14 protein-coding genes are annotated in these 14,097 nt (G+C 66.9%); 9 read left to right on the forward strand and 5 right to left on the reverse strand.

The features are described 5' to 3' along the window. Complete coding sequence (locus HQ312_RS14485) at positions 1–993, reverse strand: sugar-binding transcriptional regulator (protein ID WP_051613126.1); 993 nt, start codon at positions 991–993, stop codon at positions 1–3. A 191-nt stretch (positions 994–1,184) separates the two neighbouring features. On the opposite strand from HQ312_RS14485, the gene HQ312_RS14490 reads away from it, so the two are divergent. From HQ312_RS14490 to HQ312_RS14510, 5 genes are all read left to right on the forward strand, one after another. Further along, on the forward strand, positions 1,185–1,985 hold the full coding sequence (locus tag HQ312_RS14490) for an MIP/aquaporin family protein (protein WP_051613174.1): 801 nt from the start codon (positions 1,185–1,187) through the stop codon (positions 1,983–1,985). Positions 1,986–2,016: 31 nt separating this feature from the next. Beyond that, the gene (gene glpK / locus HQ312_RS14495) at positions 2,017–3,528 is read left to right on the forward strand and encodes a glycerol kinase GlpK (protein WP_222639014.1); all 1,512 of its coding nucleotides are present in this window, start codon (positions 2,017–2,019) and stop codon (positions 3,526–3,528) included. After that, the gene (locus HQ312_RS14500; protein WP_027504787.1) at positions 3,525–5,234 is read left to right on the forward strand and encodes a glycerol-3-phosphate dehydrogenase/oxidase; all 1,710 of its coding nucleotides are present in this window, start codon (positions 3,525–3,527) and stop codon (positions 5,232–5,234) included. The genes glpK and HQ312_RS14500 overlap by 4 nt, the downstream gene beginning before the upstream one ends. 72 nt (positions 5,235–5,306) lie before the next feature. After that, entirely contained in the window at positions 5,307–6,665 is a 1,359-nt protein-coding gene (locus HQ312_RS14505; protein ID WP_222639185.1) for a TrkH family potassium uptake protein, read from the forward strand. Further along, entirely contained in the window at positions 6,658–7,323 is a 666-nt protein-coding gene (locus HQ312_RS14510; protein WP_222639015.1) for a TrkA family potassium uptake protein, read from the forward strand. Before HQ312_RS14505 ends, HQ312_RS14510 begins: the two co-directional genes overlap by 8 nt. 4 nt (positions 7,324–7,327) lie before the next feature. On the opposite strand, the gene HQ312_RS14515 is transcribed toward HQ312_RS14510, so the two are convergent. Both HQ312_RS14515 and HQ312_RS14520 read right to left on the reverse strand, forming a co-directional pair. Next, the gene (locus HQ312_RS14515) at positions 7,328–8,131 is read right to left on the reverse strand and encodes a formate/nitrite transporter family protein (RefSeq protein ID WP_222639016.1); all 804 of its coding nucleotides are present in this window, start codon (positions 8,129–8,131) and stop codon (positions 7,328–7,330) included. Positions 8,132–8,170: 39 nt separating this feature from the next. Next, positions 8,171–8,314: a hypothetical protein gene (locus HQ312_RS14520; protein ID WP_197027742.1), complete on the reverse strand. Its 144-nt coding sequence runs from the start codon at positions 8,312–8,314 to the stop codon at positions 8,171–8,173. A gap of 142 nt (positions 8,315–8,456) precedes the next feature. On the opposite strand from HQ312_RS14520, the gene HQ312_RS14525 reads away from it, so the two are divergent. The 4 genes from HQ312_RS14525 (at position 8,457) to HQ312_RS14540 (ending at position 10,556) form a co-directional block, all read left to right on the forward strand. Further along, positions 8,457–8,741, forward strand: coding sequence for a hypothetical protein (locus HQ312_RS14525; protein ID WP_222639017.1), 285 nt, complete (start codon positions 8,457–8,459; stop codon positions 8,739–8,741). After that, positions 8,728–9,681: a hypothetical protein gene (locus HQ312_RS14530; protein ID WP_222639018.1), complete on the forward strand. Its 954-nt coding sequence runs from the start codon at positions 8,728–8,730 to the stop codon at positions 9,679–9,681. The genes HQ312_RS14525 and HQ312_RS14530 overlap by 14 nt, the downstream gene beginning before the upstream one ends. Beyond that, positions 9,678–10,082, forward strand: a complete 405-nt coding sequence (locus HQ312_RS14535) for a hypothetical protein (RefSeq protein ID WP_042573780.1) — start codon at positions 9,678–9,680, stop codon at positions 10,080–10,082. Before HQ312_RS14530 ends, HQ312_RS14535 begins: the two co-directional genes overlap by 4 nt. 144 nt (positions 10,083–10,226) lie before the next feature. Next, positions 10,227–10,556 carry a TfoX/Sxy family protein gene (locus HQ312_RS14540; RefSeq protein ID WP_222639019.1) on the forward strand — a complete coding sequence of 110 codons (330 nt, stop codon included), beginning with the start codon at positions 10,227–10,229 and terminating at the stop codon, positions 10,554–10,556. A 108-nt stretch (positions 10,557–10,664) separates the two neighbouring features. Here HQ312_RS14540 and HQ312_RS14545 read toward each other — a convergent pair whose 3' ends face one another. Beyond that, positions 10,665–12,050, reverse strand: a complete 1,386-nt coding sequence (locus tag HQ312_RS14545) for a rhamnulokinase family protein (RefSeq protein WP_222639020.1) — start codon at positions 12,048–12,050, stop codon at positions 10,665–10,667. Continuing rightward, a complete protein-coding gene (locus HQ312_RS14550) occupies positions 12,050–14,080 on the reverse strand; it encodes a bifunctional aldolase/short-chain dehydrogenase (protein ID WP_308123893.1) in 2,031 nt (676 codons plus the stop codon). Before HQ312_RS14550 ends, HQ312_RS14545 begins: the two co-directional genes overlap by 1 nt. Between the last annotated feature and the right edge of the window lie 17 nt (positions 14,081–14,097).

Below are 14,097 nucleotides of genomic sequence, written 5' to 3' on the forward strand. Positions count from 1 at the left end.
CTACGCCTGCAGCAGGGTCGCCGCGCTGAGGTCGTCGATCACGAGATCGGTGACGATCTTTCCCGCGAGGGCCGCTCGCAGCGCGGTGAGCTTGTACTCGCCGGCGACGATGCACACGCGTCGCGGCACGGCTTTGAGTCGGTCCAGGCGTGGGCCGCTTGCACGTTCGTTCAGCGCGATGCGGTCGTAGCTGCCGTCGGAGCGGAGGAAGACGGTGGCGATGTCGCCGACGACGCCGTCCCGGTCGAGTTCCTCGAGATCCGACTTCTCCAGGTAACCCGCGCTGTAGACGTGGCTCGGTACAGCGCCGCCGTGCACGCCGATGCTGAACACGGCGAGGTCCATCCGGTCCTGCAGGTCGAGCACGCGTTTAATGCTGCGTTCGCGCCACAGCATCTGCCGAGTCTCCGGGTAGTCGAAGAACGCGGGAACCGGAAAGCCCTGGGGGAGAGCGCCGTACGCGTCGGCGACAGTGCGGACGATGTCCGTCGCGTAGGACACTCCGGTGGTGCGCGTGTTGGCTGCGCCGTTGAGTTGAACCACGTGCGAGTTGTGGGTGCGCTTCGGGGCGAGGTGTCGACTGACCGCGCTCACCGTCGTGCCCCACGCGACGCCCATGACCATGTCGGAGGCGAAGAACGTCGTCAGCAGGCGGCCCGCGAACATGGCGACCCGGTCCAGGCGATCGACGTCGCTGACGGTCTCCGGAACAGGCACGACGTGGGCACGGACGCCGTACCGATCGGCGAAGGCACGCTCGAGCCCGGGTGCCTGGCCGAGAGCGGTGCTGATCTTGATCTCCACGAGTCCCGACGTGCGGGCGAAGGTGATCAGCCGCGACACCGTGCTGCGGGAGACGCCCATCTCGCGGCCGATCGCGGCCATCGTCAAGTCCTGGAAGTAGTAGAGCCGCGCCGCCTGCACGGCGTCGATCGTGCGCGGATCCGTCGCGTCGGGGAGCAGGTGTTCCCCGTAGATCTGCAGCTCCGACATGAGCCCACGCTAAACCACATCGGGACCGCCGCGGTATCGCGATCCGGTCCGAGTTGCACATATGTGCACGCGGTTTGCGACAACGTGCATGTCACCTAGCATGGCTTCCAGTTGCTCTTTATGGCCTGGATCACAAACACGAGGGAGATGGCGTGACGGACAAACGCGCGAAGTGGGGGCTGCCCGCAGAGATGGCAGCCGAGTTCGCGGGAACGATGATTCTGATTCTGTTCGGTGCCGGCGTCGTGGCGCAGGTGGTCTCCGGCGGTGAGTCCGGGAGCCTCGGGGACCACGACTCGATCGCCTGGGCCTGGGGCCTGGGCGTCATGTTCGGCATCTACGTCGCCGGCCGCGCCACCGGTGCGCACCTCAATCCGGCTGTGACGCTGTCGTTCGCGTTGTTCCGGGGCTTCGCGTGGTCGAAGGTCGCGCCGTACGCGCTCGCGCAGACTCTCGGTGCCTTCGTCGCCGCGCTGCTGGTGCGGTGGAACTACAACGACATGCTGAACGCGATCGATCCCGAGCACACCACCGCGACGCAGACGATCTTCTCGACGCTGCCCGGCAACGGCACGCTGCCCGTCAGCCTCGGCTCCGCGCTGATCGACCAGATCATCGGTACCGCGATCCTGCTCTTCCTCATCGTCGCCGTGTCCGACTCGCGCAACAGCCCGCCGCTGTCCAACATGGCCCCGTTGATCGTCGGACTCATCGTCGTGGCCATCGGCTTCGCATGGGGCACCAACGCCGGCTACGCGATCAACCCGGCTCGTGACTTCGGACCCCGCCTGGCGTCGTTCATCACGGGATACGGTGGGGCATGGCGAGATCAGTACGGCAGCCTCTACTTCTGGGTGCCGATCCTCGGGCCCATCATCGGCGGCCCCATCGGCGTCCTGCTGTACGACAACCTGGTGGGTCGGTTCCTGCCGGCCGATCCCGACGGCGACGACGAGCAAGAGCCCAGCCGTCTGCCCGAGAAGTCCGCATGATCGTCCACTCCACTACCCAGGGGAACCACTCATGACCGAAACCCGTTACGTCGCAGCGATCGATCAGGGCACCACCTCGACTCGGTGCATGATCTTCGATCACAAGGGCACCGTCGTCGCCGCCGATCAGCGCGAGCACAAGCAGATCTTCCCTCAGGCCGGCTGGGTCGAACACGACGCCGTCGAGATCTGGAACAACGTCCGTAGCGTCTCTGCGGGCGCACTCGCCGCAGCCGACCTCACACCCAAGGACATCGCGGCCGTGGGCATCACCAACCAGCGCGAGACCGCGCTGGTGTGGGAACGCTCCACCGGCAAGCCCGTCTACAACGCCATCGTCTGGCAGGACACCCGCACCGACCGCATCGTCACCAAGCTCGGCGGCGGTGACGCGAGCAAGTACACCGCGAAGACCGGTCTGCCGCTCGCGACGTACTTCTCGGGGCCCAAGGTCAAGTGGATCCTCGACAACGTCGAGGGTGCGCAGGAGAAGGCCGACGCCGGCGAGCTGTGCTTCGGCAACATGGACACCTGGGTCCTGTGGAACATGACCGGCGGTACCGACGGGGGTCTGCACTACACCGACCCCACCAACGCCTCGCGCACGCTGCTGATGGATCTCGACACCCTGTCCTGGGACGAGGGCATCTGTGCGGACATGGGCATCCCGATGTCCATGCTCCCGGAGATCCGCAGCTCCTCCGAGGTGTACGGCAATGTCCGCGAGCGCGGTTCGCTCAGCGGTGTTCCCATCGCCGGCATCCTGGGCGACCAGCAGGCCGCCACGTTCGGTCAGGCGTGCCTGTCGCCCGGTGAGGCGAAGAACACCTATGGCACAGGCAACTTCGTGCTGTTGAACACAGGCACCGACAAGGTGATGAGCAAGAACGGACTGCTCACCACGGTTTGCTACAAGATCGGCGACCAGCCGACGGTGTACGCCCTCGAGGGTTCCATCGCCGTCACCGGATCGCTCGTGCAGTGGCTGCGTGACAACCTCGGAATGATCTCCACTGCAGCAGATATCGAGACCGACGCTCGCTCCGTCGACGACAACGGCGGCGCCTACTTCGTGCCCGCGTTCTCCGGTCTGTTCGCCCCGCACTGGCGCTCCGACGCCCGCGGCGCCATCGTCGGACTCACCCGTTTCGTCAACAAGGGCCACCTGGCGCGGGCCGTGCTCGAGGCCACCGCCTACCAGACCCGCGAGGTCATCGAGGCCATGAACGCCGATTCGGGCGTCGACCTCGAGGTGCTCAAGGTCGACGGCGGTATGGTGGTGAACGAGCTGCTGATGCAGTTCCAGTCCGACATTCTGAACGTGGATGTCGTCCGGCCGGTGGTCGCCGAGACCACCGCACTGGGCGCGGCGTACGCAGCGGGCCTGGCCGTCGGTTTCTGGGCGAGCGAGGACGAGATCCGCGAGAACTGGGCAGAGGACAAGACATGGACACCGTCCATGGATGACGCGGAGCGAGACAAGCTCTACGCCGGTTGGAAGAAAGCCGTCACACGAACACTCGATTGGGTCGATGCCGAATGAATTCCACCACAACAGCTCTCAGCCCCGAAGCACGCAAGGAAGCACTCCGACGTCTCGCCACGGAGGAGATGGACGTTCTGGTCATCGGCGGGGGTGTCGTCGGTACCGGAGCGGCCCTCGACGCGGTCACCCGCGGACTGAAGGTCGGTCTCGTCGAGGCGCGTGACTACGCCGCCGGGACGTCCAGCAGGTCCAGCAAGCTGTTCCACGGTGGCCTGCGCTACCTCGAGCAGTTCAACTTCGCGCTGGTCTTCGAGGCGCTCAAGGAGCGGTCGCTGGTCCTCAACGACCTGTGCCCGCACCTCGCCCGCCCCGTGCCGTTCATCTACCCGCTCGAGAAGCTGATCGACCGGCCGTACGTCGGCCTCGGTATCGGCGTCTACGACGTGATGGGTGCCGGCCGCGGTGTGCCCTCGCACCACAAGCACCTGGGCAAGAAGAAGACGCTGGAATCCTTCCCGTCGGGCAAGCGCTCCGCCATCCGCGGTGCCGTGCGCTTCTACGAGGGCCAGGTCGACGACGCCCGCCACACCATGATGATCGCCCGCACCGCCGCGGCCTACGGAGCGTTGTGCGCCAACAGCACTCGCGTCACCGGCTTCCTGCGTGAGGACGACCGCGTGATCGGCGTCGTCGCGACGGACCTCGAGTCGGGGGAGTCGTTCGAGATCCACGCCAAGCAGGTCATCAACGCTGCCGGTGTGTGGACCGACGAGATCCAGGAGATGGTCGGCGGTCGCGGGCAGTTCCAGGTTCGCGCGTCCAAGGGCGTGCACCTGGTGGTGCCCCGTAACCGCATCAACAGTTCGACGGGCATCATCACCCGCACCGAGAAGTCGCTGCTGTTCGTGATCCCCTGGGGGAGCCACTGGATCATCGGCACCACCGACACCGACTGGAAGCTCGACCTGGCTCATCCCGCGGCCAGCAAGAGCGACATCGACTACATCCTCGGGCACGTCAACAAGCTGCTCCAGGATCCGCTGGACCACAAGGACGTCGTCGGTGTCTACGCCGGTCTGCGTCCGTTGCTGTACGGCGAATCCGACTCCACCAGCACGCTGTCCCGCGAGCATGCCGTCTCCAGCCCCGTACGTGGCCTCACCGTCATCGCCGGCGGCAAGTACACGACGTACCGGGTCATGGCGAAGGACGCGGTCGACTCCGCGGTGCACAACATGGAGCGCAAGGTTCCGGAGTGCGTCACGGAGAAGATTCCGCTCGTGGGTGCCGACGGGTACTACGGCGCCTGGAACGCGCGCCAGCTCGCAGCCGACCGCGCAGGGATGCGCGTCGGACGCATGGAGCACCTGCTCGGTCGCTACGGCACCCTGGTCGGTGAGGTCCTCGACCTGATCGATCAGAACCCGGAGCTCGGCAAGCCGCTGGAGAACGCACCCGACTACCTCAAGGCCGAGGCCGTCTACGCCGCGAGCCACGAGGGGGCGCAGCACCTCGACGACATCCTGACGCGGCGCATCCGCGTGTCGATCGAGTTGGCCGACCGCGGCGAGGCTGCCGCAGCCGAGGTCGCCGGACTGGTCGCACCCATCCTCGGGTGGGACGAGCAGCACGTGTCCGACGAGATCGAGCACTACCGCAAGCGCGTTGCGGCAGAGCGCGAATCGCAGGCGCAGCCGGACGACGAGACCGCCGATGCCGCACGGCTCGGGGCTCCCGACGTCCGCGTGGGCGTCGGCGGCTGAGAGGCGAGGTGCGCACCCGCTGCAGTCTGCAGCGGGTGCGCGCAGCGCTGCAGTAACGTGCCTCCGGTGACGATGAGCTCGAGCCCGGCACCTCGTCGGGCCGCGAAGGCCGTGCTGACCCCGCTGCGACTGGTGGCGTTGGGTTTCGCCGCCGCCATCGCAGTGGGCACTGTTCTCTTGCTGCTGCCCGCGGCGACGCAGATCGGCAAGAGCACGGATCTGCTGGGCGCCCTGTTCACCGCTACGTCGGCGATGTGTCTGACCGGGTTGATCGTGGTGGACACTCCCACACACTGGTCCGGCGCCGGTCAAGGCGTCATTCTCGCGCTCATCCAGATCGGCGGCTTCGGCATCATGACGATGGCGTCGCTGGTGGGTCTCGTCCTTGCCGACCGCATCGGTCTTCGCGGACGTCTCAATGCGGCGGCCGAACTCCGCACGTCCGGACTCGGCGACGTGCGGAGCGTCGTGGTGGGTGTCGTGAGGACCAGCCTTCTCATCGAGACGGCGGTCGCGGCGTGTCTGGCGGGCCGTTTCGCCGTCGGCTACGACGAGCCGCTCGGACGGGCCGTGTGGCTCGGCATCTTCCACTCCGTGTCCGCGTTCAACAACGCCGGCTTCGCGTTGTTCAGCGACAACATGATCAGCTTCGCCACCGATCCATGGATCTGCGTGCCGCTCCTCGTCGCCGTGGTCCTGGGCGGCATCGGCTTCCCCGTCCTCTTCGAGGTGGCCCGACATGTTCGGGGACGCACTCGTCGACGATGGACGCTGCACACGCGGCTGACGGTCACGGTCACAGCGGTCCTGCTCGTGCTCGGCCCCGCATTGGTACTCGTACTGGAATGGTCGAACACTTTGTCCGAGCGCGGAGTCGGCGGCAAGCTGCTGGTGGCCGCGTTCCAGGGAATCATGCCGCGAACCGCCGGGTTCAACAGCATCGACTACGCCGACGCCGACAACGCGACGTTGCTCGTCACCGACGTGCTGATGTTCATCGGCGGCGGTAGTGGCGGTACCGCGGGCGGAATCAAGGTCACCACCTTCGCCATTCTGCTGTTCGTCATCATCGCCGAGGTACGCGGCGATCGCTCGGTCACGGTCTTCGACCGACGCATCGACTCGCGGGTGCAGCGTCAGTCCTTGACCGTCGCCCTGGTCGGCGTGGCGCTGGTGATGGTGCCGGTCGTGGTGCTTCTCGCCGCGACCCCGTTCGACCTGGACGTCCTGTTGTTCGAGGTGGTGTCCGCCTTCGCCACCGTGGGACTGTCGACAGGCATCACCGCGCAGCTGCCGGGGTGGGGGCAACTGATACTCGTCGTCCTCATGTACCTGGGCCGCATCGGCTCCATCACACTGGTGAGTGCGCTGGCGGCGCGCGAACGCGATCGGCGATACACCTTCCCCACAGAGAGGCCGTTCATTGGCTAAGAAGCCGTCCTCCGACGTCGTCGTGGTCCTCGGCCTCGGGCGCTTCGGCAAGTCCCTGGCTCTCGAACTGATGGCGCAGGGTGCCGAGGTGCTCGGCATCGATTCGGACGAGGCCGTCGTGCAGCGGGTCTCCGATCGTCTCACCCATGCCGCCGTCGCGGACACCACCGACGAGGAAGCGCTACGGCAATTGTCGGTACACGAATACGACCGCGCAGTCGTCGGTATCGGATCCGATCTCGAGGCAAGTCTTCTCACCGCCTCTGCCCTGATCAACCTGTCCGTGGGCAATGTCTGGGCGAAGGCGATCAGCAACGCGCATGCCAAGATCCTGACCCAGATCGGTGTCCACCACGTGGTGCGGCCCGAGCACGACATGGGCAAGCGCGTCGCCCATCTGGTGCGCGGACGGATGATGGACTACATCGAGTTCGACGACGGGTTCGCGATGGTCAAGACGACTCCCGCTCGGTTCCTCGTCGGCCATCGGCTCGGAGACACTGCCGTGCGTACCAAGTACAAGGTGACCGTCGTGGCTGTGAAGAGGCCGGGCGAAGGCTTCACCTATGCCACGGCCGACACCGTGATCGAGGCCGACGACATGGTGATCGTCTCCGGTCAGGTGCGCGACACCGAGCGCTTCAGTGAGCTCACCTGACGGTTCACGACCGCCGTTCCTCCTTCACCAGCTCCTTGGTACGGACCAGGCGAAGAACCGTCACGAGCATCACTCCACCGATGATGTTGAAACCGACCGTGTATCCGAACCACTCGATCCACTGCAGGTAGTCCACGTCCGCGCCGGCGTGAATCGCGCCGAAGATCAACAGCGAGTCGAGGATCGAGTGGAACAGCTGCAGCCCCGCCAACAGGAAGCCGGCCGCCATGGCCGCGATGATGCGGGCGACGTCCGAGGTGGTTCCCTGCTGCATCCTGGTCAGTAGCGTCATGGTGCTGCCGCCGAGTATCGCCAGACAGATCGACTGTGTGTTCAAGGGCGCGTCGACGAAGTGGTGTGCCGATTCGGACAGCACCATCAGCCACTGCGGGAACGCCTGCGCGACCAGCCACATCACCGCCCACCCGCCGACCAGGTTGGCCAGAAGAGTGCCGATCCAGAGCTTCGCGAGTTGTGCCGGGGTACCGTCCTTCGAGACCACCGCGGCGATGGGCATGAGGAAGTCCTCGGTGAAGAGCTCGCTGTGCGCGAGATAGATTGCGACGAGCCCGATCCCGAACGCGAGCCCGGCGAGAAGATGGCTGCCCGTCTCGTCCAGCACCGCGAGGTAGGCCATCACCCCCAGCGCCACCTCGAGTCCGCCGAACAGTCCGGTGACGATCACGGCTCGGACGGTGCGGTGCAGACGCTCGGCACCCTCGGTGACCACCGAGTCGAAGCTCTCTTCGAGCTCCTCCTCGACGGGACCGTCGTTGTCACCGTCGTTGCGGCGCGCTTCTTCGCTCATCCCACGGTGTACCCCGCGTGGTCAGTCGCTACCGGGTGGTCAGCGCTTCTTCTTGTTCACCGCGGCGGAGGCGTCGTCGGCGGCGATGTTCCCCGCGGCCTTCGTCTTCTTGTCGAGTCGCTTTTCCTTCAGCGACTTGCCCGATTTCTGTGTCATCGAGTTGCGCGGAGACTTGTCAGCCATGGTGTCAGCCCCTTGATCAAGGGAACCAGATGGCTCCGATACGGCGAACACTACGCCTGATGCGGCGTGAACAGCGCAAACGCTGACAGTGGAACGTGCTGAGCGACTGACGCGTCCTACCCCGCGAGGGGGGGTGGGAGCGATGTTCGTCGTCGCTGATGTGGGGGCTGTGCGGGCCGCGAGCCGAGCTGTGCTCGGCGAGGCGGAGCAGATCGGTGTGGTGCCGCGCGGTGTGGTCGCGCTGCCCGGAGCGTCGACCGCGGCCGCACTCGCTCGAGCGGAAGAGCGAGCCGTCTCGGCACTCAACGATCTCGTCGCGGGCTTCTCTGCGACAGCGCGATCGCTGGATGTCGCTGCCGTCGGGTACGCCGACGCGGACTCGGCGAACGCCGCTCGGCTCGAGGGGGTCGGGCATGGAGGTCGCTGAGCTCGCGCCGCGCCGAGAAGTGGTGGCGTCATGGAATCCCGACAGCGTGCGGATCGACGCGGCGTGGATCGGTGACGGAGCGTCAGTCCTCGACTTTCGGGCGGCGGCAATCGACCGCAGCCGTGTCGATCTGCGCGAGGCGTGGCAGGGTGCAGCCGGCGATGCTGCGGTAGGTCGTCTCGGACGGGATCTTGCTGCAGCGCAACGTCGGACGAGTCAGCTGCGGGTGCTGGAGCGCGCAGTTCGCGACGGTGCTTCTGCCATCGCCGTTGCTCGCGAGGCACTCCTCGACGCTGTCGTCATGGCCGAGGCGGACGGTTGCCTCGTCGCACCGGACTGGTCGGTGGTCAACAACGGTGGCTCCCATGCGGCGGTCATCGCGGCGCATGTGCAGGCGCTGATCGACGCGGACAAGTCCGCCGCCCGGTCTATCGACGACGCGTCCGCTGCACTCCTCGACGGCGAACCACGCCACTTCGTCCCCCTCGCGATCGGCCTGGCCTGGGCCGTGGAGGCGGCGGTGCACGCGATGATCGCGGCCGGTGTGCTGTCCGTAGGCGCGATGGCCTTCGCACTGGTCGACCGGTTCGGGACGGATGCGTGGGATGCGATCCACGACGCGCTGCCGGACAGCTTCTTCCAGGATGCGGGGCCGGTCGATGCGGCGGGTGTCGACGACGTGTTGAACGAGGCGACTGAACCTGGTCGGAACAGTCCCAATCGCCAGGTCGGCACCGACGACGACGTGCGTGCGCTCTACCGGCGACTTGTCGATGAGGGACGCGCGATGGACGCGGGAGTGAACCCCAAGATCCTCGAACGGTACGAATTACCCGACGGGACCAGTATTCAGTTGCGCGACGACAGCAAGTCGGGTGGGTTGACAATCGACGTGGTGGCGCGCGGAAGCAGAAGGGTGATCAAGGTGCATGTGCGATGAACGACGAACAACTCGAATTCAACCTCTTGGTCCAGTTGGACGACGACTGGATCACGTTCTGGGAATTCATGTATTACACGATCCAGTCCATGGGGCCGTCGACGACGTCGGAGCAGACGGCAGTCGTCATCAGGTCGCTCGTCGAGTCGGGGTTGATGACACTCGGCGCCCTAGCGGCCAACGAGGTCGGGTGGGAGGAATGGGACGTCGATCTGGATGAGGCCATGCGCCGCATCGCAGAGGGGCATGCAGGTGAGGTCGGCTACCTGACGGCGCCGGATCGAACGGCACTGACGATTTCCGAGGTCGTCCGGGCGTGCATCACCGAGAAGGGCGAGCGGCGCCTCGCCGAACTCGAAGCGCGCGGGTTCACGTTCGAAGGTCCCAGCGGACTGGTGTGAGATCCGGTGCAGGAATCGTCGCTGGGCGAGGGTTTCTGCACCGCATTCGTCGCGACGGTGCGCTCACCCGCGCATTCCGCGGCTCCGCGGCTCCGCGGCTCCGCGCACCTTCCTACGCGTGGGGACGCGACGTAGAGTTCCCGCATGGCTCGTGACGCCGACCTCGAGGACCGGGTTCGTGCTGCGCTGTCCGCCAGGTCCACCGTGACCGAGAAGGCGATGTTCGGCGGCCTCGCGTTCATGGTCGACGGGAAGATGGTCGTGTCCGTCGGCAACGGCGGCGGCGCCTTGTTGGTCCGGGTACCGCGCGAACGCGACGACGACTACGTCGGACTCCCGGGAGCTCGCCGCGCCCAGATGGGCGCGGGCAGGTCGATGGGACAGGGGTGGATCTCGGTGAACGCGGCAGCTCTGGAGTCCGACGACGACCTGCAGGTCTGGATCGACGCCGCAACCTCGGCCGATACTCCCTGACAGGGAGAGCCGACGTTCTACCGCGGCAAGTGCTCCACCAACTCGAACCAGTCCCGCACCACGGATCCTGTGCAGTAATCCGCGGACAGCGCGGATCACTGCACACGATCACCGCGTCGGCAGGTACTCCACCAACTCGAACGAATTCCGCACCACCCGTCGCAGGTCGGCGAGCCCGCCGCTCACCACGCCGGCCGCCCGGGCCTGCACCAGCACGTTGCCCAGGGCGGATCCCTCGACCGGTCCCGCGACTACCGGCGAACCGGTGGAATCGGCAGTGAGTTGGCACAGCAGCGCGTTCTGCGAACCGCCTCCGACGATGTGCACCACCTCGACGTCGATGCCTGCGAGCTCTCCGGCCAGCGCCACCGACCGGGCGTATGCCGCCGCGAGGCTGTCCACGATGCAGCGCACGAACGACGCAGGAGTCGTCGGAACCGGCACCCCGGCTGCGAGGCATTCGGCGGCAATGCGCGCCGGCATGTCGCCTGGCGGCAGGAACACAGGGAGGTCGGGATCGATGACCGACGACGCGGGTAGGCCGGCAGCCTCGTCGAGTAACGAGCCGAGCGACAGCTCGAGACCGTCACGCGCCCACTGCCGCAACGACTCCTGCACCAGCCACATACCCATGACGTTGCGGAGCAGTCGCACGGTGCCGTCGACACCGGCCTCGTTGGTGAACCCACCGTCTCGGGCCGCGGACGTCACCACGGGGTCCTGCGTCTCGACTCCCACCAGTGACCAGGTACCCGACGCGATGTACGCAAAGTTGGGTGTCGCAGCCGGAACCGCCACGATGGCCGACGCGGTGTCGTGCGTGCCGACGGCAACGACCGACGACTCGGTGCCCACCACGTCGGCGACGTCGGCGGTGAGCGGTCCGATGGGCATCCCTGGAGCGACGAGCTCGGGGAGCAGGTCGGCCTTCAGACCCAGCGAGGCGATCGAGGAGCGGTCCCATGCGCGGGTGTGCGGGTCGAGGAGCCCGGTTGTCGACGCATTGGTCACCTCGCCCCGAGCGACGCCGGTGAGCCAGTACGCCAACAGATCCGGGACCATGAGGAGCCGCTGCGCAATCCCCAGTATCTCCGGCGTCTCGGCCAGCAACTGGTTTACCGTGTTGAACGGCAACGAAGCAATGCCGTTGCGAGAGAACAGGTCCTCGTGCTCGCCGTCGGTGCGCGAGTCGCGGTAGTGGAACGGGACGCCGAGCATGCGCCCGTCGGCATCGAGAAGGGCGTAATCGACTGCCCACGTGTCGATGCCGACGGACGTCAACGGCTCGCCGTCCAGCCGGTCGACGAGCACGCGCAGCCCGTCGAGCACACCCTGATACAGGGCGAGGATGTTCCAGTGCAGCGATCCACCAAGTCGCACGGGGCGGTTCTCGAACCGCGCGATCTCCGTCAGATCCACCCGACCGTCGACCACGCGCCCCAGCATCACTCGACCGCTCGACGCCCCCAGATCCACCGCCGCGAATGCCCCCATCAGCGCAGGAACGCGGCTGCGACACCCGCATCGACCGGGATGTGCAACCCGGTCGTGTGGGTCAGTTCTCCACCGGTCAAGGCGAACACGGCGTTGGCAACGTGCTCGGGCAGGACCTCGCGCTTGAGCAGCGTGCGCTGTGCGTAGTACTCGCCCAACTTTTCTTCCTCCACGCCGTAGACCGCGGCACGCTTGGCGCCCCAGCCGCCGGCGAAGATGCCCGAACCGCGGACCACGCCGTCGGGGTTGATGCCGTTGACGCGAATGCCGTGGTCACCGAGCTCGGCGGCCAGCAGCCGAACCTGATGTGCCTGATCGGCTTTCGTCGCCGAGTACGCGATATTGTTGGGTCCCGCGAACACGGAGTTCTTCGACGAGATGTAGACGATGTCTCCGCCCATACCCTGCTCGATCATGATGCGGGCGGCCTCGCGGGAGACGAGGAAGGATCCGCGGGCCATGACGTCGTGCTGCAGATCCCAGTCCTTGACGGTGGTCTCGAGCAGCGGCTTGGAGATGGACAGTCCGGCGTTGTTGACGACGAGGTCCACTCCACCGAAGGCCAGCACGGCGTCCGCGAACCCGGCTGCGATCTGCCCTTCGTCGGTGACGTCGGCGGCGATGCCCACGGCCACGTCGGCGCCACCGATCTCGGCGGCGGCCGCGGCGGCCTTCTCCACATCCAGGTCGGCGATCACCACGCACGCGCCCTCGGCTGCCAGACGCTGCGCGATGGCCTTGCCGATGCCCGACGCGGCGCCGGTCACCAGTGCGATCCGGGTGGCCAGCGGCTTGGGTGCGGGCATCCGGGCGAGCTTCGCCTCTTCGAGTGCCCAGTACTCGATGCGGAACTTCTCGCGCTCGTCGATGGGGGCGTAGGTCGAGACGGATTCGGCACCGCGCATCACGTTGATGGCGTTGATGTAGAACTCGCCGGCGACGCGGGCGGTCTGCTTGTTGGCGCCGAAGGAGAACATGCCGACGCCGGGGACCAGGACGATGGCGGGGTCGGCGCCGCGCATCGCGGGGCTGTCGGCCTCGGCGTGCTCGGTGTAGTAGCGGGCGTAGTCCTCGCGGTACGCGACGTGAAGCTCCCGGAGTCGAGCCGACACGTCCTCCAACGATGCGGTCGTCGGGAGGTCGAGGACCATCGGGCGCACCTTGGTGCGGAGGAAGTGGTCGGGGCACGACGTTCCGAGTGCGGCGAGGCGCGGGTGCTCGGACGAGGCGAGGAAGTCGAGGACGGCGTCGCTGTCGTCGAAGTGGCCCACCTGCGGTCGGTCGGTCGACGCGAGCCCGCGGATCAGCGGGAACAGGGCCGCGGCGCGGGTGCGTCGATCGTCCTCCGGCAGGGCCTCGAAGCCTGCCAGCGAGGATCCGAAGGGCTCCGAGCGACCGTTGTCGGCAAGGAACTGCTCGGCGGTCCGAATGATCTCGAGCGACCGTTCCTCGCTCTCGGAGCTGGTCGCGCCCCAGGCGGTGATCCCGTGTCCACCGAGGATGCACCCGATGGCCTGCGGGTTCTTCTCGGCGATCTCGGCGATGTCCAGGCCGAGCTGGAAGCCCGGGCGACGCCACGGCACCCACACGACACGGTCGCCGAAGCACTTGCGCGTCAGCTCCTCCCCGTCGGCGGCGGTCGCGAGGGCGATGCCCGAGTCAGGGTGCAGATGGTCGACGTGAGCCGCTTCGACCAGTCCGTGCATCGCGGTGTCGATGGACGGTGCCGCGCCGCCTTTGCCGTGCAGGCAGTAGTCGAAGGCGGCGACCATCTCATCTTCGCGGTCGACGCCGGGGTAGACGTCCTTCAGGGCGCGGACGCGGTCGAGTCGCAACGCGGCGAGTCCGGCGGGCTTCAGCGTGCCCAGGTCACCGCCGGATCCCTTGACCCACAGCAGTTCCACGTCCTCACCGGTGACCGGGTCGGTCTCGGTTCCCTTCGCGGAGGTGTTGCCGCCCGCGTAGTTGGTGTTGCGCGCATCGGCGCCGAGTCTGTTGGACCGGGCGATCAGATCGTCGATCGTCGTCACAGTGGTTCTCCTGGGTA

Origin of the sequence: Rhodococcus sp. BP-316, from assembly GCF_019836105.1 — a bacterium.
Taxonomy (GTDB): Bacteria; Actinomycetota; Actinomycetes; order Mycobacteriales; family Mycobacteriaceae; genus Rhodococcoides.